Raw genomic sequence first — 21,351 nt, forward strand, 5'->3', positions numbered from 1 at the left:
ATGAGTTGGCTGCCAGCAACTTCCCATCACGCCCGTTCAGGATAGCCAGCGCTTGCGCCGCTTATAATGCTTGACCTCCCGATAGGACTTGCGCTGGCCCACTGCGGTCAGGCCCAGGTAGAACTCCTTCACGTCCTCGTTTTCCCTCAGCACATCCGCCGTCCCTTCCAAAACCACGCGGCCCCCTTCCATGACGTATCCATAGTCCGCGATGTTCAACGCCAGGACGGCGTTTTGTTCCACCAAGAGGATGGTGGTGCCCTCTTCCTTGTTGATGCGCTGGATGATGTCGAAGATCTCCGTCACCAGGAGGGGCGCCAATCCCAAGGAGGGCTCGTCCAAGAGCATCAGTTTTGGCCGGGCCATCAAGGCTCGACCAATGGCCAGCATCTGCTGTTCTCCCCCCGAAAGGTAACCGGCCTTCTGGTTTCGCTGCTCCGCCAGGCGGGGGAAATACTCGTACACCCGAGCCATGTCCCTGCGGATGTTTTGACGGTCCCGACGGGTATACGCGCCGGCCAGCAGGTTTTCCTCAACGGTCAAGTGCTCGAACACCCGCCGCCCTTCCATGACCTGAAAGATGCCCATGCGCACGATCTCTTCCGCCTCCTTGTTGTGGATCGGCTCCCCCATGAAGAGTATCGACCCATCGGTGACCTCGCCATCGTCCGGCTTTAAGAGGCCGGAAATGGCCTTTAACGTGGTAGTCTTCCCCGCGCCGTTCGCGCCCAATAAGGCCACAATTTGGCCTTCCTCCACCTTCAGGGAAAGCCCTTTGAGCACGAGGATAATGTCGTTGTACACCACCTCGATGTTGTTCAACTCCAGCATCCTGCCCCCTCCGGACACGTATCCGGTCGCCCTGGACCTGCCCATACGGGCAGCGTCCCCTCTTGACCCCTGCATCCAGACCGTTTGGGGGCGGCCACGCCGGCCGCCCCCAAGAGCTTGGCTCACTTAACGTATAGGTAGTCGGTCAACGCTTGCCACTTCCCGCCTTTCACCTTGAAGAGGCGCATTCCCTTGGATCCCCAGTGGTCGGTGGGGGTGAACGTGATCGGCACCGTCACGCCGCCGGTGTCGAAGTTGGTGAGGGTCTCCAGGGAGGCTTTGATGTTCTCGCCGGTGAGCGCCTTGCCCGCCTCAATGGTCTTGCGGATTCCCTCTACCATCACCCGCATGGTGATCCAGCCCTGGATGTAGTGGACGCCTTTCTCCTCCAGGCTGCTGCCCTGCGCCTTCAGGAACTCCCGGGCCTCCTTCATCCCCGGCACGTCCACGGTGGGCGGGGTGAAGGGGAACGCGCCGATGGTCCCTTCGGCCGCATCGCCAGCGAGCTTGATCAGGTTCTCATCCGCGCACCAGTTGAGGCAAATGAACGTCACATCGGTCATGCCCAAGCTCTTCGCGTTCTTCAGCGCCACTGCCGCCGGACTGGAGACGGTTTGGAAAACCACATATTGGGCGCCGAAGTCACGAATTTGGCTCAACTGTGGGATGAAGTCCGTGGCCCCGCGCGGCATCTCGAAAGCGCGAGCTTCAATGCCCAGCTTTTTCGCGTACTCCTGGCCTCCCTGCTCCCAGGGCGACAGCCCAAAGGGGCTCGGGTGGTGCATGAAAGCCACCTTCGGCGCGCCGCTGCCGCCGCGGGCCTTCCAGTCCTCCAGGATCCAATCCATCACGATGAAGAACTGATGGCTGTACGAGGTGCCGACGAGGAAGTTGTACGGCGCTTCCTTCGGGTTGCCCAGCACGTGCGAATAAGAAGCCGACATGAAGGGGATCTTGTCCTCCGCAATGCGGCCACGCAAGGCTTCCGTGTCACCCGTGCCCCACCCCATGAAGGCCACCACCCCTTCCTGGACAAACTGGGTGTACAGCTGCTCTGCCCGCGGGACCTCGTATGCGTAGTCCTGGTAAAGGAGCTCAATCTTGCGCCCGTTGATGCCGCCGTGGTCGTTCAACCACTTGACAAATCCCTGCACCCCCTCGGCATATGGCTTTCCCACGTCCGACGTCGCCCCGGTCAGGTCAAACAGCCCGCCCACTTTGATGGGGCCGCCCCCGCCCCGCTGGCCTACACAGGCCGCAAGGATCAGGCCCATCACCACCAACAGGAACCCGTTCCGCTTCATGATGGCACCTCCTTCCGATGTGCGTGTGTCACTACTGGGTGGTGGGGGGAAACGCCCTCAGTAAGAGAACGGCCACACGTAGAAGTAATCCTTAATGTCCCGCCAAAGCTTCGCCAGCCCTTCCGGCCCCAAGATGAGGAAGAAGATGATGATGATGCCGAAGATGCTCTGCTGAACGGCTGGCAACATGGCAGCAAACCCGGGCAGCACGCTTTGCACGGAGCGGCCCACCGTGTCGATAAGCGCCGGCAGCAGGGTCATAAACGCCGCCCCGAAAAAGGAGCCCCGAATGGAGCCCAGGCCGCCAATGATGATCATGGCCAGGTAGACGATGCTCGTCTCCAGCGTGAACCGCTCCCAAGAGATGATGGTGCGATAGTGAGCCAGCAGGGCGCCCGAAAGCCCCACAAAGAAGGAGGAGACGGCAAACGCCAGCAGCTTGTAGTAGTACACGTTGACCCCGATCACCTCGGCCGCGATGTCCTGGTCCCGAATCGCCACAAAGGCCCGACCGACCCGGGAGCGGAATAGGTTCGCCGTCACCAACGCAGTCAGCCCGGCCAGAGCCACCGCAATCCAGTAGAAGCGGAAGTCGGTGTTCACGCGCAGGCCGAAGAGCCGCGGGGCCGGGATGACCAGCGCCTCCACGCCACCCGTCAACGACGTCCAGTGCACCACGGTCCACTCCACGATCTCCTGGGCAGCCAAGGTCGCGATGGCCAAGTAGAGCCCCTTAAGGCGCAAGGAGGGCAAACCGAACACCGTGCCTACCGCGGCCGTCACCAACGCCGCCAGGGGAATGCTGGCCCACCAGGGAACGCCCAGCCGGACGGTGAGGAGCCCTGCTCCGTAGGCGCCCACGGCCATGAAGGCCCCTTGACCCAGCGAGATCTGGCCGGTGTACCCGACCAGGATGTTCAGGCCAATGGCGCCAATGGTGGCCAACGCGATCTGATTGGCTAAGTTCAGCCAATAAGGGCTGGCCACAAAGGGGAAAACCAGGACGAAGGCAAGGAAAAGGGCCAGCCGGACCTTCTCCAGAGGCTTCCGCCGTAGCGCCATATCCTGCTTGTACGTGGTGAAGAAGACGCCACATTCCATGCGACCCTCCTACCCCGCCGTAAGCCGGGATCCTTTACACACGTTCGATGATCTCCTTGCCGAACAGGCCGTACGGCTTCACCATGAGCACAATCATCAGCACGACGAACGGCACCACGAGCTCGAGGCCCTGACCGATGTAGCCGCCGGTGTACGCCTCAAGGAGGCCAATAAACGCGCCGCCGATCATCGCCCCCGGAATCGAGTCCAGGCCGCCCAGAATGACCACGGGGAACACCCGCAGGCCAATGATGCTGATGTTCCCGCTGACGCCCACAATGTTGGCCAGAATGATCCCACCCGCCGCGGCGGTGACCGCGGCGATGGCCCACGCGATGGCGAAGAGGCGTTTCACGCTGATGCCCATGCTCAACGCCGCCTGTTGGTCATCCGCGATGGCCCGCATGGCAATCCCCTCACGGGTGTAGCGGAAGAACAGCGTGAAGATGACGAGCAACACCACGGCCACCGCGATGGCCACCAAGCGATCTGCGCCCACCACCGCGGGACCGAGGTAGACGTCCGAACGCGGGATAAATTCGGGAAACGCGCGCGGCACGGGGCCCCAAATCGCGTTGACGATGCCCTTGAGGACGCTGGAGAGGCCAATGGTCGCCATGATCATGGAGATAATGGGCTCGCCAATCAGAGGGCGTAACACCAGCCGTTCGACCAGGACACCTAGGGCCACCGCCACAAGCAACGTCAACAGGACCCCGGCGGGCCACGGAACGCCGAACTGGGCGATGAACGCGAACGCGAGGTATGCACCGAAGAGAAGAAATTCCCCTTGGGCGAAGTTGATCACATCACTGGCCTTGTAGATGATGACAAACCCGAGCGCCACCAGTGCGTACACCATGCCGTTGGCGAGCCCTGAAACCGTCAATTGGATGAACTTTTCCACGGCTTTCCTCCCTTACATCCCCGTCATCGAGCAGGCACCTGTGCGCGTTCGGCACGCTGCTCTGCCGGTTCCGTCTCTACCGTCTCAATGCGCAACCACGTTTTGATGGTGGCCGTGCGGCCATCCTGATACGTGATGGTGGTTTCCACCTGCACCCGGTCGGCGCCGCTGTAGAGGGCCGAGATGAGCTCTGCGTAACGTTCCGCGATGAAGCGGCGCCGCACCTTGCGGGTGCGCGTGAGCTCCGCGTCGTCCGCGTGGAGCTCTTTGTGCAGCAGCAGGAACCGCCGCACACGGGCGGCAGGGGGCAGGTCCGCGTTCGCCCGTTGCACGTATTCCCGGATGAGCTGGTACACCTCCGGCTTCTGCGAGAGGTCGGTGTACGTCGTGTAAGGGATCTGATGCTTTTCCGCCCACTTGCCCACGTTCTCGTAATCGATGTTGATGATGGCCGTCACGAAGGGCCAATCGCCGCCAAAGACCACGGCTTCCCGAATGTAGGGGCTGAACTTGAGCTTGTTCTCGATGAACTGCGGGCTGAACTTCGTGCCGTCCCGCAGGGTCATGACGTCTTTGGCCCGATCGATCACTATCAGATGGCCGTCCTCGTCGAAGTACCCCGCATCGCCCGAGTGAAGCCACCCGTCCTTCAGGGTCTCAGCGGTGGCCTCCGGGTTCTTGTAATAACCCACAAACACCGCCGGGCTGCGGGAGAGGATCTCCCCGTTGTCCGCGATGCGCACTTCGGTCTCGGGCAGAGGCAATCCGACCGTCTGGAACTTGATGTCCCCGTCCCGGTGCAGCACGGAAATGCCGGAGATCTCAGTCTGACCGTAAATTTGCTTTAAGTTGACGCCCAAGGCGTGGAAAAAGCGGAACACGTCGGGGCCGAGCGCGGCGCCGCCCGTGTAGCAGCGGCGCATTCGCCGCAAGCCCAGCTTGTCCTTGATGGGGGTAAAGATCAGCCAGTCGGCCAGCCGGTACTTCCAGCGCAGGGCGCGTGGGGGTTTTTTCTTAGCAAAGCGCATGTCCGCCATCTCATACCCCACGCGCATGGCCCACTCGTAGATCTTGCGCTTCAACGGCGTGGTGTCCTCGATTTTGACCTGCACTTCGGATACGAGGCTCTCCCAGATGCGGGGTGGCGAGAACATCACCTGCGGCCCGATTTCCCGCAGGTTCTCGCGCACGGTCTCCGGCTCTTCCGGGAAGTTCACGGTAAACCCCACGACCAGCGCGCTGGAGATGGTCATCATCTGTTCGCCAATCCACGCCAGGGGGAGGAAGGAAAGGTACTCATCCTCGGGATACATGGGGTCCACCTTCATCAGGTTGCGGGCCATGCTGATGAGGTTGGTGTGGGTCAGCATGGCCAACTTGGGCTTGCCGGTGGTCCCCGAAGTGGTGGAGAAGATGGCCACCTGGTCCGGCCGCGTCTTTTCCACGTTGCGCATGAAGAGGTCCGGGTGCCCGCGTTCGTAGCGCGCGCCCATCTCCTCCACTTCCGGGAAGTAGAGGAGGAAGGGTTCGGTATAATTGCGGAGGCCGCGCGGGTCGTAGTAGATGATCTTCTCGACTTTGGGCAGCTGGTCCCAGACTTCCAAGAGCTTGTCCACCTGTTCTTGATCTTCCGCCACCACAAAGCGGGCGTCGGAGAAGTCGACCAGATACTGCACTTCCGATGCGATGGAGTCCTGATAGATGCCCATGGAGATGCCCCCCGCGGCCTGGGTGGCCAACTCGGCGATGACCCACTCAGGCCGGTTGTCGCCGATGATGGCCACCTTGTCGCCGGGCTGTAAGCCCAGGCTGATGAGACCCAGGGAGAAACGCCGCACCCGCTCAAGGTACTCTTCCCAGGACCAAGTCTGCCAAATGCCGTATTCCTTCTCCCTCAGCGCGGGCTTGTCCTTGAAGCGCCGGGCATTGGCAACCAGGAGCTGGGGTAGGGTGTCCTCCATCATCACGCCTCCTACACAAATGCCATCAACGACTTATCGCCCAGGTAGGCCTTGATGACCAGCTCGTTCGACCGCACCTCATCCGGCGATCCCTCGGCAATAACCCGGCCGAAGTCCAGGGCGACCACACGATCGGAAATGTCCATCACCACGCCCATGTCGTGCTCGATGAGCACGACGGTAATCCCCCGCTCCTCGTTGATGTCCAGGATGAAGCGGGCCATGTCCTCTTTCTCCTCCACGTTCATGCCCGCCATGGGTTCGTCCAATAGAAGGATCTCCGGGTCCAAGGCCAGGGCTCGACCCAGCTCCACCCGCTTTTGCAGGCCGTAGGGGAGCGCGCCGACGACCTTGTAGCGGATGGGCTCGATCTCCAAGAAGTCGATGATCTCCTCCACCCGTTCCCGGTGGGCAATCTCTTCCTTTTGTTGACGCCCCCAATAGAAGGCACAGGTGAAGACATTGCCGCGCATGTGCACGTGGCGGCCCAGCATCAGATTGTCCAACACGGTCATGCGCCGAAAGAGCTCGATGTTCTGAAACGTACGCGCAATACCCAGCCGCGCGATTTGATGGGGCCGCATGCGGGTCAACTCATGGCTGCGTCCTTCGCGATCGATAAAGCGAATGGATCCCTTCTGCGGGCGGTACAAGCCGCTGATGCAGTTCAGCAGGCTCGTTTTGCCAGCTCCGTTCGGGCCGATAATGGCCAGGATCTCCCCCTCGTACACGTCCAAGGAGACGTTGGCCAGCGCGGTGACCCCGCCGAAGTGCAGTGTGACATCCCGTACCTGCAACCGGCTCTTCAGCCCCTTCAAGGACGCCCTCCTTTCCGTGCGTGGCGGTCAACGGAAGGGATGGTCTCCTCCTGGTGTGGCAAGGGAGAGGGTACACGAGGAGGCGTTAACAAAGCGTCACCGACTACAGTAACGGCCGCGAGGTGGTGGGCTTAGCGACTTTTGTGTTCTGAGGCCTCCGTTTCCGCGCGTTGACCTCGCAACCACGAAGGGCCGGCCAGGGGGGCGGTAAGGGCGCTGGGGGCGGGCCGGGGAGGGCGCCGCGCTTGGCCTTGGGCCGCGCGCAGCTCCTCGAGCATCCCCATCTCCTCGAAGAGGGAAATGGCTCGGAAGTGGCAATCGACCGCCCATGCCATGCGGGCCGCGCGGTCGTACAGCCGCCGCAGACTGAGGTAGGCGCGGGCCAAATCCGGCCGCGCGCGCACTTGCCGGAGAATGTCCACGCTGCGCACCAACCGTTCTTCAATCCCCCGCCAGTCGGGATGCGGCAGCGCGCTCAGGATCTCCGCCTCCAACCGGAGGGCAACCGCCATAGCCCAGCGATCACCCGCTTGACCGGCCAGCTCCATCGCCCGCCGAACCGTTGCCAAGGCGTCGGTGTAAGCGGCATGGTGGAAGTACACGTGGGCCAGGAAGTAATAAGGCAGATGGATCAGCACCCGGTAGCGCTCCTCGGCTGCCCGCTGCAACACCTCTTGGAGAGCGTTGATCGCCTCTGTCCCGCGGCCCAACATGCCTTGGGCGTACGCGTGCACTGCCTTGGCCATAAAGTACACCGGCGTAAAGGGCTCACTGGCTACCCGCTCCAGGGCCTGCCGGCTCAGCCGCTCGGCCTGCCCCCACTGGAGGCGCTCCAACCACACGAAGCCGTGGTGAAGGTAGGCCAAGGCCTGGTTCATGGGACTGGGCTGCTGCTCGGCCAAGGCCACGGCCCGCTCCGCGGCGGCAAAGGCTTGCGACCAGTGGCCCACCCGAGCCCAGGCCACGGCCAGATAGCTCCACACGCTTACCTGAGACGGATCATCAGACGGCACCTCGTCCAAGTGGCGCCGCAGGGCCATAATGGCGTCATCGAACGCGGAGAGCACAATCCCGGTGCGGCCCAACATGCGTAAAGCCGCCGCGTGCACCCGCGCCTCCTGGGCAAGTTCTGCCCAGTGCAACGCGGAACGAGCCTGGTCCTGGGCCGCTCGCGGGTTCCCCTGATGCCAAAACGCCTGCGCCAGCCGGAAGAACACCCGGGCCAGTCGAGCCGGGTCTCCCAGCCGTTCCGCGAGTTCGCGGGTTTCTTCGAGGATCGCCACCGCCTCGTCCACGAGGCCGCTCAGGGTGTATGCGTGGGCCAACTGCAAGTTCACGTCCACCCGCGCGATATCCCGTTCCACAGACTCGTATGGCGTTTGCTGCCAAATGCGCAGCACTTCCAGCGCGCACGCTTTCGCCTCCTCGTATGAGCGGGCTCGCAACGCCTCGTCCGCAGCGGCCATGAAGAAAGGCAGCGCTTTGTGCGCGCGGTCGCTGGCCGCGTAGTGCTGCGCCACCAACGCCGCGGGCGCTTGACCGCTCTGCTCCAACATCTCGGCCAGGCGGCGGTGAAGCCACTGCCGCCGCGCGGTGGACAACTGGTGGTATATCCCTTGCCAAATTAACGTGTGGGAGAACGCGTACCCGTTCTCCGTCTCCTCCACCAACCCGCGGTGCAACCACTCGTCCAAAGCGTTGAGAAGCACCGGCTCTTCCACTTCCGCCAACTGTTGCACCGTAGCTACGGAAAACGTCCGCCCGACAACCGCGGCCACCTGCAACAACTCCCGCGCGGGCGGCGAGAGCGTGTCCACCCGGGACTCCACGATGGCCCGCACCCGCTGGGGCAACGGGATCTCGTGGGGTTTGGGCACATAGTAGAACCACCGCCGCGCGGGCTGGGTCATGATCGTCCGGGCCATTTCGATGACGAACAACGGGTTGCCCTCTGTTAGGGTGTACAATCGCTCCAGCACATCCGGGTCCACGTGCGGCCCCAGAACACTTCGGGCCAGCGCGAAGGTGTCCTTCCGCCCTAACCGGCTCAACGACCGGGCGCGAGCCAACCCGGATCGCAAGAGACGGCGCCGAATTTGGCGAAGGGGTTCGCTCAGTTCTTCCGGGCGGAAGGAGAGGACAACGTACAATGGGAGGTGAGGGGTTAACCGCTGGGCCAAGTACGCGAGGGTCTGCCACGTCGGGTGATCCGCCCAGTGCGCGTCGTCGACCCAGAGAAGGACAGGCCCTTCCTCCACCAGCGCCTGGAACAGCCACCCCAAGCCTTCCATCAACATCCAGTGGTCTGTTGTCACGGCCGTCGTGCCCGAAAGGGGAACAGGGGCTTGATCCCACGGGGGCAACAGGTGCGCCACGGCCCATGCCCACCGATCCTTGTAAGCCAGCGTGTCCCACGGCAGGGTGGCCGCGTGCTCTTCCAAAAGGGCCTTCAGGGTGTGATAAGGGATGATGTGACCGAACTCACCGGCCTCAACCCTCAACACGCGAAACGCGGGGCGCAACTGCGACACCCACTCGCTGACCAGGCGTGTCTTCCCGATGCCGGCTTCCCCTTCAATGAGGAGAAGCACCCCCCTCGGCTGCGCCTCGGCTACCGCCGCGTGAAGCCAGCGCAAGTCCTCCTCACGGCCGATCAGGGGCGGCACAACCCATCGGCGCGACGATGCCGGCACGACGTTCGATCCCGCAGGGGGTTCGCTAGGTTCCGAGGCCGGCCGGCGCTCTTCTTCCACAGCTCCTACGGGACGAGCTTCCCGCGGGGGCGCGGGCTCCCCACGGCGCAGGGCCTGATACAAGCGCTGCGTTTCGGGCAGCGGTTCCACCCCCAACGCGTCCTGCAACGTATTACGACACCGCTCGTACACGGCCAACGCCTGAGCCCGATCGCCCAGCTGCGCGTACGCCAGCATCAGCTTGTGGTACATGGACTCCTGGAGGGGGTTCACCTGAAGCGCCCGCTCAGCCCAGTAGGCTACCTCATCCCATCGACGGTCCGCCTCGTATGCGGCAACCAGTTGCTCCAATGCCCGCTCATACTGCTGGCGCAACCGTTCGCGTTCCGTGTTGCACCACTCGTCGTACACGGACGGTGCCAAATCTCCCTGGTACAAGTCGACTGCCCGCCGCAGCGCGGCCAGGCGCACCGCGCCATCTGAAGCCGCCGCACGCTGCAACTGTTCGCGAAACGCGAGGACGTCGACCCAGAGCGATCGCTCGGCATCGAACACAATGATGCCCCCATCCGCTACGATAAGGGTTCCCTCAGGATCCAGGGGGCGAAGGTGAAGGCGCAGCCGATGCAAGTACTGGCGCAAGTTACGCCGGGCCGCGGGTTCCGACACGTTGGGCCATATCTGAAAGGCCAAGCGGCGCCGATCCAGGGGTTCGCCCTGATGAAGCGCTAAGTACACACAAAGCGCCTGAAGACGTGGGGAAGGCGCTTCCAGCGGCTCCCCCTGGGCGCTGAGGATCTGCACAGTGCCCAACAGCAGGACTTTTCCGCGATACACACGTCCCCCTCGACATCCCTGTCGGGTGGGACGATCCGTTCACCACCAGCCAAGGCGACGAGACCGCGACGTGACGAAAGAACCATGACCATTATGGCCAGGAATGCTCAAAATGACCAGTTCCCCCTTGCCCAACGAGCGTTCAGTAGGTGGTCTTAAGGGTGAGGTGGTAAATAGAGGGGCCATAGGCAAGAGGACAAAGGACGAAAAAGAAGGAGGTATCGCCTATGGCCTAGAAAGAGGTGACCTGGCCGGAAGACCTGCGGGGTGGGAAGGGCAAGGGATTTGTAAAGCTGGTATAATTTTCGGGAGGGCCAATCTGGCTTCCTATCCGGGAGGTTGGAGTTGAACGGGTCGAATCCTTCCTTCCGTGCTCGCCGGATCCAAAGAGGAAACATCCGCCCTGAGGTGTTCTGGATTCGGTCGTGCGCTGCATCCCTCGCCGGAGGGGAGGGCCATGTTCCGGGAAGTGCCCGAGGAGATCCAGCCGCTCATCCGGCAGGTGGAGGCAGACGGGGGCATTGTATGGGCGGCTTATCCAGAGCCCTACGCCCGCCGCTGGCAACTCCTGGTGGAGCTGCCGCTGGATCGCGTGGAGCCCACCCCCTACCAGCGGGATCTTTCCCCTCACCATGTGGAGCGGCTGAAATCGGTCATTCGGGAGATCGGCCGCTTCATTGACCCCATCGTGGCCGTCCGAACGCCGGATGGCCGCTACTGGACCCCCAACGGCAACCACCGGCGGGAGGCGATGGCCCAGCTGGGGGCCCGGACCATTATGGCCATCCTGATCCCGGATCCGTCGGTGGCCTATCACATCCTCAGCCTCAACACAGAGAAGGCCCACAACCTCCGGGAAAAGGCGCTGGAGGTCCTCCGGATGTATCGAACCCTCCGGGGGGAGCATCCAGAGGCGCCGGAACGGACTTTTGCCTTCCAGTTCGAGGAGGCCCATCTGATCACCCTGGGCATCCTGTATGATCGGAAGGAACGGTTCGCTGGGGCCGGCTATGTGCCGATCCTGCGCAAGGTCGATCGCTTCCTGGATCTGCCGCTGCGGGAAGCGATCGGGGAGCGGGAGCGCCGGGCGCAGGTTATTGAGACCATTGACCAGCTGGTGGAACCCATCCTGGAGGCCTTGCATGAGAAAGGGATCCGCTATCCCTTCCTCAAGCAGGCCGTGCTTTCCCAGGTGAATCCGATCCGCCGCAAGCGGATCGTGACGATGTCCTTTGATGAGGTGATGGCTCGCATTCGCGATGGTCTGGCCCGTTACAACGTAGAGGCGGTGACGGCGGAGGAGCTGGCCCAGGTGGCTGCTGAGGTGGAGGAGTAGAAGAGGGGGCATCGTCCGATCCAGCATGGCGATGACGTGCTCGCATGAGGATCCCCATCATCCTGCCAGGATAAACCTCCCGGTTAACTGGAAGGTCAAGTTTTCGACACCACGGGATCCTCCCCAGAGGGGGTTTAACTCGGAAAGCCTGGGTTTCCCAAGAGGGCTGCTTGACAAATTCCCTCCACTTCCATACAATAAGTCAAAATTGTACATATATTCACATTTGTGCATTCAGTCGTTGAGAGGGCCAGGCCATGGGATCGGCATCGGTTGTCCCGTCCCCTACGATGGGGAACCCCTTGCGGGAAGGGATGGGGATCTCCTCCCCCTCTATCCCCTTACTGGCGGTTGAGGGTTTAACCAAGCGGTTCCAGGGGGTGGTGGCGTTGCGGGATTACCGGCTGACCCTTCGGGAGGGGGAAATCCTGGGGGTGATCGGGCCGAACGGCGCGGGCAAGACAACCCTGATCAACCTGCTGAGCGGTTTCATCCGGCCGGATGGAGGATCCATTCGCTTCCGCGGGCGAGATCTCACGCGCCTTCCCACCCATCGCATCCCGAAGCTGGGGATTGCCCGGACGTTTCAGAACATCCGGCTGTTTCCCTCCCTGACGGCTCTGGAAAACGTGATGGTGGCCATGACCGCCCGTTATCCTCCGGATGGGCTATCCACGCTCTTCGGGTTCGGACCTGGGCGTCGACGGGTTCGGGAGCTGCGAGAACGGTCGATGGCGCTGATGGAGCAAATGGGGATCGCCCATCTGGCCCATCGGCCAGCCAGCGCGCTCTCTTATGGAGACCAGCGACGGGTGGAGATCGCCCGCGCCCTGGCCCTGGAGCCCTCGCTGCTCCTGCTGGACGAGCCGACGGCCGGGCTGCATCCAGAGGAGAGCGAAGCGCTGATCGATCTGCTGAGCCGGCTGCATCGGGCGCGGCGGATGGCGATTGTGATGGTGGCCCATGATATGCCGGTGGTGATGCGTTTCTGTCCGCGCCTGCACGTGCTGAGCTCCGGCGCCCTGCTCGCGGAGGGGACCCCGGAGGAGATCCGCCACAATCCCCTGGTTCGGGAGGCCTTCCTTGGACGGCCCGGCCGTTCTGGAGCTGCGTAATCTGGAGGCCGCTTACGGGGCAATCCGCGCCCTACATGGCCTGTCCCTGAGCCTCGGGCCCGGTGAAGTAGTGGCCCTGCTGGGGCCGAATGGAGCCGGCAAGACCACCACGCTGCGGGTGATCTCCGGTCTTCTGCGACCGGTGCGGGGCCAGGTGCTGTATCGGGGTTATGAGATCACCGGGCGCCCTCCTGCAACCATCGCCCAGTTGGGGATCATCCAGTGCCCCGAGGGCCGCCAGATTTTCAAAAACCTGACCGTTCGGGAGAACCTGATCCTGGGCGGCTATCGTCTGCGGGATCCGGCTCGGGAACGCCGCAATCTGGAGCGGGCCCTCGCCCTCTTTCCGATGTTGAAGGAACGTCTGCATCACCCAGCGGGCCTGCTCTCCGGCGGGCAGCAGCAAATGCTGGCCATCGCCCGCGCCCTCATGGCCGACCCGGAGGTTCTCTTGCTGGATGAGCCGTCCCTGGGGCTGGCTCCACGCGTGGTGGACGAGGTCTTCGAGGCGCTGGCGCAGTTGAAGGCCCAGGGGCTGACGATGCTGATCGTCGAGCAGAACGCGGAGAAAGCCCTGGAGATCGCCGACCGCGCCTATGTGCTGGAGGCCGGCCGGCTAGTCCTGGCGGATGCTGCCGATCGCCTGCGGGAGAACCCGGATCTGATCCGTATTTATCTCGGTCGCTGAAGGGGGAGATCCGATGCAGGCCCTCAGCTCCCCGGAGTTCTGGATCCAGCAGCTGATCAACGCCCTGGGGCTGGGCAGCCAGTATGCCCTGATGGCCGTCGGCCTGGCCATGGTCTTCGGCGTGATGCGGCTGATCAACTTCGCCCATGGGACGGTGATGATGGCCAGCGCTTACATCGGCCTTCTCCTGCTTCAACGGGGGATGCCCTTCCCGCTCGTGGCGCTCGGCGCCCTCGCCGGCGCGGCGGCCCTGGGCGTGCTCATGGAGCGGATCGCTTACCGGCCGGTGCGGGGCGCCCCGGATGTGGTGCTGCTGCTCAACTCCTTCGCGGTGGCGGTCCTCCTGGAGAACGTGGCCATCCTTTTGTTCTCCCCGCGATCCCGCCCCTTCCCCATGCCCGAAGTTCTTACCCGGGTCTTCCACCCGGGCGGGAACCTGTTCCTGCCGTCCATTCATCTCTGGGCATTGGGAGGGGCATTGCTCGCGCTGGGCGGGCTGGGGCTCTTTGTGACCCGTACCCGTCTGGGCCTAGCGATGCGGGCAGCGGCGGAGAACCCCACGGCCGCGCAACTCCTGGGCATCGAGATCGGGAAGGTCACGGTGCTGGCCTTCGCCATTGGGTCGGCCATGGCCGGCCTGGCCGTTCTGTTCTGGACCGCTCACGTAGGGACCATCAACCCGGGGATGGGTTTTGAGCCGGTTCTGAAAGCCTTTGTGGCCTGCGTGATCGGCGGCTTCGGAACGATCCCGGGGGCGGTGCTGGGAGGCTATCTCCTGGGCGCTCTGGAGATCGCGCTCCAGGGCCTCCTGCCCGCCGGAGTGGTGGGTTATCGGGATGCCTTGGTGTATGGGATCTTGATCCTGATCCTATTGGTGCGGCCGGGCGGCGTGCTGGGCTATCTGGAAGCGGAGCGGGTGTGAGATGATCAGCCCATCGATCCGACGGGAATGGAGCTGGGCGCTGCAGGGTTTCCTGGCGTTGCTGCTCGCCGGCGCCTATCTGGCGCTGGAACGCGGGGGGAACGCTTATCTTCAACGCCTCGCCGTCCTGTTCCTGATCAACCTGATGCTGGTGGTGAGCTTGAACCTCTTCACCGGGTTCACTGGCGTGTTCTCCCTGGGTCACATCGGCTTCATGGCCCTAGGTGCCTACGCTTCTGCCATCTTGACGCTTCCGGTTAATCAGAAGGCGGTCAATCTACCCGATTTGCCCGCTCCGCTGGCCTCGATCGCCCTGCCCTTCCTTCCAGCGCTCATCCTGGGCGGCCTGGTTGCGGCGATCGTTGCCCTCCTTATCGGCATCCCGGTTCTGCGGCTGAGCGGGCATTTCGTCGCCGTGGCCACCCTGGGCTTTCTGGTGATCACCCGGGTGATCTTGATCAACGCCGAGGCCTTCACCCGGGGGACCCGCACGTTCGCGGGCGTGCCCCCGTTCACCACCATGGGTTGGGCAGCCCTGTGGGCCCTTTTGAACGTCTATATCGCCTGGCGCCTGAAGCATTCGCCCCTGGGCCTGCAGCTCATGGCCGCCCGCGACGATCCATGGGCCGCGAAAAGCGTGGGGGTGTCCATCGCTCAGATGCGGCGGATCGCCTTCGGGATCAGCGCTTTCTTCACCGGAATCGCTGGGGGGCTGTGGGCCCATTTCCTCACCGCCTTCTCTCCGAACGCCTTCTATTTCTCCAAGACCTTTGAGATCATCGTGATGATGATCGTGGGGGGGATGGGCAGCGTCACTGGATCGATCCTTGGGACGCTGCTGGTGATGGCCGCCACAGAGGCGCTCCGGAACCTGGAGCCGGGACTCACCATCGGTTCCCTCACGATCGGCCCCCTCTACGGTCTGAGCCAGATCGGCCTGGCTGTGCTGCTGATGGGATTGATGACTTTCCGCCGTCAGGGGTTGCTGGGCGATCAGGAGCTCCGATTCGAGGCCATCGCTGAACGCCTGGAGCGCTGGCTCGCACGGCGGAAAACAACCCTGGAAGCTCCGCGCGTTCGGAAGGCAGATCCTTAATTTTTCAAGGAGGGATAGCCATGCGCCCGCTGCGTCTATGGATGGCTCTGGTTCTGGTTTTCCTTCTCGCGGCAGCTGCCTGTCAGCCAGCGGCCCCGCCTCCTGCCCTCACCCCGACCGCCCCTCCCGCCTCCCCGCCTGGGGGCGGTGCACCGATCCGCATCGGCGCGCCCTTCAATCTGACCGGCGGAATGGCCTCGATCGATGTCCCAGCGGCCAATGGGGCCCGACTGGCCGCTGAGGAGATCAACGCCGCTGGCGGTGTAATGGGCCGCCCCATCGAACTGCTGATCCGCGATACCAAAACGGACCCGGCCACGGCGGCTACCGTTGTCACCCAGCTGATCGAGCAGGATCAGGTGGTGGCCGTCATCGGCTTCAACGATTCAGACTACGTCCTGGCGGCCGGCCCGATCTGCCAGCGAGCTGGGATCCCCTTCCTCACGGTAGGGGCCACCTCGCCACGCCTGCCCGGGCAGGTGGGGGATATGCTCTTCCTGGCCCCCTTCGGGGATAACGTGCAGGCCGCGGTGGGGGCGGAGTTCGCCTTCGAGAAGTTCGGCAAGACCGCCTATCTGCTGTGGGATAAGGGGGCTGAATACACGACGGTGCTGGCCAAATACTTTAAGGAGCGCTTCACCGAGCTGGGTGGCACCATCGTGCTGGAGGACACCTATCAGTCCGGCGACAAGGATTTCTCGGCCCAGATCGCCAAGGTGAAGGCCCTCTCCCAGCAGCCGGCTTTCTATTACATCGCGGCCCTACCTGACGATGTGGGGACCATCGTGAAGCAGTTCCGCAATGCCGGCATCACCGGGCCGATCGTCGGCGGTGATGGGTATGACACCCCTTTGTTGATCCAGGTGGCCGGATCAGCGGCCGAGAACGTGTTCTTCACCACTCACTCCCTGCTCGCTGCTGACTCGCCGAACGAGCGGGTGCGCAAGTTCGTCGCCGCCTACAAACAGAAATACGGGACGGAGCCAGAGGCGGTCTTCGCCGCCTTAGGTTACGACGCCGTGTATGTGCTGGCCGAGGCCATCCGACGCGCCGGCTCCACCGATGGCCAGGCGATCAAAAAGGCGCTGGAGAGCATCCAGGACTTCCCAGCGGTCACCGGGGTGATCCGTTACTCGCCCCAATCTCACATCCCCCAGAAGGGAGTGACGGTGATTGAGGTGAAGGGTGGGAAGTTCACCCTGGCCGCCGAGCGTGTCCCTCAGAAGGTCCCCGCCCCTTGAGCGAAGATTCCCTGGCCTCCGGTCCGGGACAGGCTTGGCCCTGTCCTGGACCGGATGATCCCTCGTCGTGGTTTCTTCACCCCACCTGACTGGAGGGAGGCTAGGAACATGGCACTTGGGAAGAGCGAGGTTCTCGCCGCGATCCGCACCCACCAGATCCGCTATGTGCGTTTCATCTGGTGCGACAACGCCGGCCTCATCCGGGCCAAGGCGGTCCACACGGCTTTCCTGGAGGACTACCTGGAGGGAGCGGGGGTGGGCATCGCGGCCGCTCAGCAGGCCCTCCCGGTGATGATGGATGCCCTCGCCCCGGGTTCCGGGCTCACCCCCGCCGGCGAGGTCCATATGCGGGCGGACTGGTCCACCTTCACTCCGCTGCCCTACGCCCCCGGCCATGCTCGGGTGCTCACGGATATCTACGAGGGAGATGCGCCATGGCCCCATTGCCCGCGCTCGTTCCTCCGCCGAATGATCGAACAGGCAGGGCGTCGCGGATGGCGCATCATGGCTGCCTTCGAGAACGAATTCTATCTGCTCCGGCGGGAGGGGGATTCGGTGCTCCCAGCGGATGCGACGGTTTTCGCCCAGACGGCTGCCCTGGACGCTGCAGCGCCGTTGCTCGAGGAGCTCACCGCTGCCCTGGAGGCCCAGGGGATCGTGCCGGAGATGATCTACGCAGAATCCGGTCCGGGCCAGTTCGAGATGCCGATCCGGTATGCGGAAGCCCTGCGGGCGGCCGACAACCAGATCGTCTTCCGGGAGACAGTCCGCGCGGTCGCTCGCCGTCACGGCCTGATCGCCTCCTTTGTTCCCAAGATCTTCCCTGAGCAAGCGGGCAGCGGCGCCCATCTTCACTTCAGCCTGTGGCGGGGCGATCGCAACCGCACCGCGGACCCCCGCCGTCCCGACGCCCTTTCGGCCGAGGCGCGGGCGTTCATCGCCGGGATCCTCCAGCACCTGCCTGCCCTGATGGCTTTCACCACCCCCAGCCCCAATTCCTTCAAACGGATCCGCCCGCGCTTCTGGAGTGGGGCCTTCACCTGCTGGGGATACGGCAACCGGGAGGCTGCGGTTCGCGTCCCCCAGCCTCCCGCCGGCCGGCCGATCACCCACGTTGAACTGAAGACCGTGGACCCCTCCTGCAATCCCTATCTGGCGCTGGGGGCGGTGATTGCCGCGGGGCTAGACGGCCTTGAGAAAGGGCTCGACCCGGGGGAGCCGGTCCAGATGGATCCCGCCGATCTGCCGGAATCCGAGCGAGCGGCTCGAGGGATCCGGCCGCTGCCCTCGAGCCTGGGGGAGGCCATCGCCGCCCTGGAGCAGGATGAGATCCTTTTGCATGCCCTGGGGCCAGAACTCGCCCGCTCCTACCTCGCGGTGCGACGGGCGGAGTGGGAAGCGATGCGGGACATGCCCCACGAAGAGGAAGTGCGAATTCTTCTGGAACGCTACTGATTCGGGAGGGCCTGGTGGATCTCTCGGCCATCCCCATCGTCGACCAGCATGCCCACAACCTGCTGCGGCCGGAATCCGCACGGGACTTCGCCTATCCTTCCGCCTTCACGGAAGGCTATGCTGCCGAGGTGGTGACCCGTCACGCCCGGGAGACGATCTTTTTCCGCCGCAGCATGCGGGAGATCGCGGAGCTTCTGGGGTGCGAGCCGAAGCTGGAGGCCATCCTCGAGGTGCGCGAGCATCTGGGATTCGAGGAGGTGGCCCGGCGCTGCTTTGCGGCCGCGGGCTTTGAGGCGATCCTTCTGGATGATGGGTTCATGCCCGATCGGGTGATGCCGACGAAATGGCACAACCGCTTCGCACAGGTCCGCCGGCTGCTTCGAGTGGAGTTCCTGGCCGAGCAATGGATAGGGGCCCTTTCTTCCTGGGAAGCGTTTGAGGAGGCTTTCCGGGCGGCCCTTCACGTGCCGGATCCCGAGGTGGTGGGCTTCAAGACCATTGTCGCCTACCGGACAGGCCTGGCTATCGAGCCCCCGGATCCGGAGGCGGCGCGGGCGGCCTTCCAGGCCATGCGCCAGCAGGCGGAGCGGGGGGAACGCCTCCGGCTGGCCCACAAGCCCCTGAATGACTGGGTGGTGTGGCGGACGCTGGAGGCCGCCGCCCATCTCCGGTTGCCCGTTCAGTTCCACACAGGCTTCGGGGATCCGGACCTGGATCTGCGATGGGCCAACCCCCTTCACCTGCGGCCGCTGCTCGAGCATCCCAGCTTCCAGCGCGTGCCCTTCGTGCTGTTGCACGCCTCTTACCCCTACACGCGCGAAGCGGGATATCTCGCCGCCGTCTATCCTCACGTTTACGTCGACCTGGGCCTGGCGATCCCCTTCCTGAGCCGATCGGGCATGGCGTTCGTGGTGCGTGCCTTTCTGGAATTCACACCCCTGAGCAAGATCATGTTCTCTACTGACGCCCATCTGATCCCAGAGCTGTTTTATCTGGGCGCGCGCTGGGGACGGCGCATCCTGGGAGAGGTGCTGGAGGAAACGATCCGCGCGGGGGATCTCACCGCCATGGAGGCCGAGGAGGCCGCGGAGGCCATCCTGCGGCGGAACGCCCGAACGCTGTATGGCCTGTAGTCCAGCCACGGCTTGCCGTTCCCGATAGCGCTTCGAAACTATGGAGGAACCCCATGCGACGACCATGGATTGGGGTCACAGTGAAACACATCCGGGAATCCGGTTCGCTGGGTCGCGCGCAGAGCGCCACGGAGACGGCTTACCTGCAGGCGGTGTGGCGGGCGGGGGGGGTGCCGGTGATGCTCCCCAACCTCCCGGAAGCAGCTCCCGAGTTTGCCGAGCGGATGGATGGCTTCCTGCTGACCGGAGGCTGCGACATCGATCCGGCCCGTTATGGGGCTCCCCTCCATCCTCGAACCGGGCCATTGGATCCGCTCCGGGATGCCTTGGAGTTCGCCCTGGTGGAGGCCGCGCGGGCGCGGGGGAAGCCGATCCTGGGGATCTGCCGGGGCTCGCAGGTGCTGGCGGTGGCCTTCGGTGCCGTGCTCTGCCAGCATCTCCCAGAGGTCACCGAGCTGACCCACGACAGCGACGCCCCTCCGCCTGCCCGGGCCCACCCGGTGCGCCTGGATCCCCCGCTCGCCCTGCGGGATCTCCTCCACGCCCATGGGATCGGCGAGGTCCTGGAGGTCAACTCCTACCATCATCAGGGGATCCGCCGCCGGGCGGAATGTCCGCCCGCCCTCCAGCCCATCGCAGAGGCCCCGGATGGGGTGGTCGAAGCGTTCCTATGGGCTCCCGATGCCATTCGGGCCCTGGGGGTGCAATGGCACCCCGAGCTGCTGGTGGAAGATGATCCCCGGCATCTGTGGCCGTTCCGCTGGCTGGTGGAAGCGGCCCGCTCATAGCCAAGACTCCGCATCTTGGAATTTCACTTCTTACTCCGATGAATAGGCCGGCAGGCGAATCCGCACCCGCGTTCCCTGGCCCGGCGCGCTCTCTACCTCGATCGCTCCGCCCATCGTTTCGAGGAGGCCGCGCGCTACGGCCAGGCTCAGCCCGAAGCCCGAGACCTCCCGCACGCGCGGATCTTCGGAACGCCAGAAGGGAGTAAACAGCCGCGCCTGATCGGCAGGTGCGATCCCGATCCCCGTGTCTTCCACTTCGCAGATCACCACGCTTCCCGCATGCATTGCCCGAACCCGGATCTCCCCGCCGGGCGGCGTATACTTCGCCGCGTTGTCCAGCACCTTGCTCAGAATCCCCTCCAGTCGCTCCCGATCCGCTGCCACCGGAGGCAGACCCTGCGGAAGATCCAGGGAGAGCCGATGGCTCCGCCCTTCGATCTCCTTCCGAACCCGCCGCAGGGCTTCCTCCAGCGCCTCCTCCAGGGAGATCCGCTCCACCCGCAGCCGCAAGCGTCCGGTCTCCATGCGGGAGTGTTCCAACAGATCGTTCACCAGAGTGGCCATCCGGTCGATGTTCGCTCGGATGGTCTCCAGGAAGCGCTGCTGGTTCTCCGTCAGGGGTCCGGCGAGGCCTTTCCGCAACAGATCCGTGTATCCCTTCATGCTCGTCATGGGCAGGCGCAGCTCGTGGACGGCGGTGGAGAAGAAGGCGTCGCGGGCCTCCCGCTCCCGGGCGGCCTCCAGGGCGATCCCGATCAGCAGCCTCGCCGCTTCCCATCCCGCCGCATCCTGCAACGTCCCCGGGCCTGGATCCCGAAGGCCGAGCCACTCCGGCGGCTCTTTTTCCACAAGGGGAAGGAGCCAGACGGAGTCAGCGACCCGCATCCATCGGGATCCCTGACCAGGCGGGAGCACCCCCCCTTGCGTCCAGGATGAGGGATCGCCATGGGCAATCGCGCAGCGCCAGGCCCCGGATTCCGAGATGAGGATCGCGCCTTCCCTGGCGCCCGTTTGGGCCAGCGCCCAATCCAGGGCCGTGCGGCGGATCGCCTGGGGATCCCGCAGCCGCCTCAGCGCCTGCCCTAGCTCCACCAGCCGTTCCGTTCGGATTTCCCTATCCACGAT

The 21,351-nt window shown here is 64.0% G+C and carries 17 protein-coding genes; 9 read left to right on the top strand and 8 right to left on the bottom strand.

From position 1 onward, the window contains the following. Positions 1-36 precede the first annotated feature (36 nt). The 7 genes from ACFMO3_RS00585 to ACFMO3_RS00615 all read right to left on the bottom strand — a co-directional run bounded on the left by ACFMO3_RS00585 (position 37) and on the right by ACFMO3_RS00615 (position 10,452). Complete coding sequence (locus tag ACFMO3_RS00585) at positions 37-831, bottom strand: ABC transporter ATP-binding protein (protein ID WP_376788486.1); 795 nt, start codon at positions 829-831, stop codon at positions 37-39. 122 nt (positions 832-953) lie between these two features. Then, positions 954-2,135 (bottom strand): ABC transporter substrate-binding protein, encoded by a 1,182-nt coding sequence (locus ACFMO3_RS00590; RefSeq protein WP_376788487.1) that lies wholly within the window; start codon positions 2,133-2,135, stop codon positions 954-956. A gap of 57 nt (positions 2,136-2,192) precedes the next feature. After that, complete coding sequence (locus ACFMO3_RS00595; RefSeq protein ID WP_376788488.1) at positions 2,193-3,236, bottom strand: branched-chain amino acid ABC transporter permease; 1,044 nt, start codon at positions 3,234-3,236, stop codon at positions 2,193-2,195. A gap of 34 nt (positions 3,237-3,270) precedes the next feature. Next, entirely contained in the window at positions 3,271-4,143 is an 873-nt protein-coding gene (locus tag ACFMO3_RS00600; protein WP_376788489.1) for a branched-chain amino acid ABC transporter permease, read from the bottom strand. Between the two features lie 23 nt (positions 4,144-4,166). Next, positions 4,167-6,107: a long-chain fatty acid--CoA ligase gene (locus ACFMO3_RS00605; RefSeq protein ID WP_376788490.1), complete on the bottom strand. Its 1,941-nt coding sequence runs from the start codon at positions 6,105-6,107 to the stop codon at positions 4,167-4,169. Positions 6,108-6,115: 8 nt separating this feature from the next. Continuing rightward, complete coding sequence (locus ACFMO3_RS00610) at positions 6,116-6,922, bottom strand: ABC transporter ATP-binding protein (RefSeq protein ID WP_376788491.1); 807 nt, start codon at positions 6,920-6,922, stop codon at positions 6,116-6,118. A 131-nt stretch (positions 6,923-7,053) separates the two neighbouring features. Continuing rightward, positions 7,054-10,452: a BTAD domain-containing putative transcriptional regulator gene (locus ACFMO3_RS00615; protein WP_376788492.1), complete on the bottom strand. Its 3,399-nt coding sequence runs from the start codon at positions 10,450-10,452 to the stop codon at positions 7,054-7,056. 457 nt (positions 10,453-10,909) lie between these two features. Between ACFMO3_RS00615 and ACFMO3_RS00620 the strand changes: the two genes are divergently transcribed. The 9 genes from ACFMO3_RS00620 (at position 10,910) to ACFMO3_RS00660 (ending at position 20,226) form a co-directional block, all read left to right on the top strand. Then, positions 10,910-11,788, top strand: coding sequence for a ParB/RepB/Spo0J family partition protein (locus tag ACFMO3_RS00620; RefSeq protein WP_376788493.1), 879 nt, complete (start codon positions 10,910-10,912; stop codon positions 11,786-11,788). A gap of 257 nt (positions 11,789-12,045) precedes the next feature. Continuing rightward, a complete protein-coding gene (locus tag ACFMO3_RS00625) occupies positions 12,046-12,903 on the top strand; it encodes an ABC transporter ATP-binding protein (protein ID WP_376788494.1) in 858 nt (285 codons plus the stop codon). Next, positions 12,872-13,591, top strand: a complete 720-nt coding sequence (locus ACFMO3_RS00630; protein WP_376788495.1) for an ABC transporter ATP-binding protein — start codon at positions 12,872-12,874, stop codon at positions 13,589-13,591. Before ACFMO3_RS00625 ends, ACFMO3_RS00630 begins: the two co-directional genes overlap by 32 nt. A gap of 13 nt (positions 13,592-13,604) precedes the next feature. Further along, on the top strand, positions 13,605-14,513 hold the full coding sequence (locus tag ACFMO3_RS00635; protein ID WP_376788496.1) for a branched-chain amino acid ABC transporter permease: 909 nt from the start codon (positions 13,605-13,607) through the stop codon (positions 14,511-14,513). Position 14,514: 1 nt separating this feature from the next. Continuing rightward, a complete protein-coding gene (locus ACFMO3_RS00640) occupies positions 14,515-15,609 on the top strand; it encodes a branched-chain amino acid ABC transporter permease (protein ID WP_376788497.1) in 1,095 nt (364 codons plus the stop codon). A gap of 20 nt (positions 15,610-15,629) precedes the next feature. After that, positions 15,630-16,850: an ABC transporter substrate-binding protein gene (locus ACFMO3_RS00645; RefSeq protein WP_376788498.1), complete on the top strand. Its 1,221-nt coding sequence runs from the start codon at positions 15,630-15,632 to the stop codon at positions 16,848-16,850. 108 nt (positions 16,851-16,958) lie between these two features. Next, positions 16,959-18,305 carry a glutamine synthetase family protein gene (locus ACFMO3_RS00650; RefSeq protein ID WP_376788499.1) on the top strand — a complete coding sequence of 449 codons (1,347 nt, stop codon included), beginning with the start codon at positions 16,959-16,961 and terminating at the stop codon, positions 18,303-18,305. A gap of 14 nt (positions 18,306-18,319) precedes the next feature. Further along, the gene (locus ACFMO3_RS00655) at positions 18,320-19,438 is read left to right on the top strand and encodes an amidohydrolase family protein (RefSeq protein WP_376788500.1); all 1,119 of its coding nucleotides are present in this window, start codon (positions 18,320-18,322) and stop codon (positions 19,436-19,438) included. 53 nt (positions 19,439-19,491) lie between these two features. Next, complete coding sequence (locus ACFMO3_RS00660) at positions 19,492-20,226, top strand: gamma-glutamyl-gamma-aminobutyrate hydrolase family protein (RefSeq protein WP_376788501.1); 735 nt, start codon at positions 19,492-19,494, stop codon at positions 20,224-20,226. Between the two features lie 30 nt (positions 20,227-20,256). On the opposite strand, the gene ACFMO3_RS00665 is transcribed toward ACFMO3_RS00660, so the two are convergent. Then, on the bottom strand, positions 20,257-21,348 hold the full coding sequence (locus ACFMO3_RS00665; protein WP_376788502.1) for a sensor histidine kinase: 1,092 nt from the start codon (positions 21,346-21,348) through the stop codon (positions 20,257-20,259). Positions 21,349-21,351: the final 3 nt, after the last annotated feature.

The sequence above is a fragment of the Thermoflexus sp. genome, assembly GCF_042408815.1.
Classification (GTDB): domain Bacteria; phylum Chloroflexota; class Anaerolineae; order Thermoflexales; family Thermoflexaceae; genus Thermoflexus.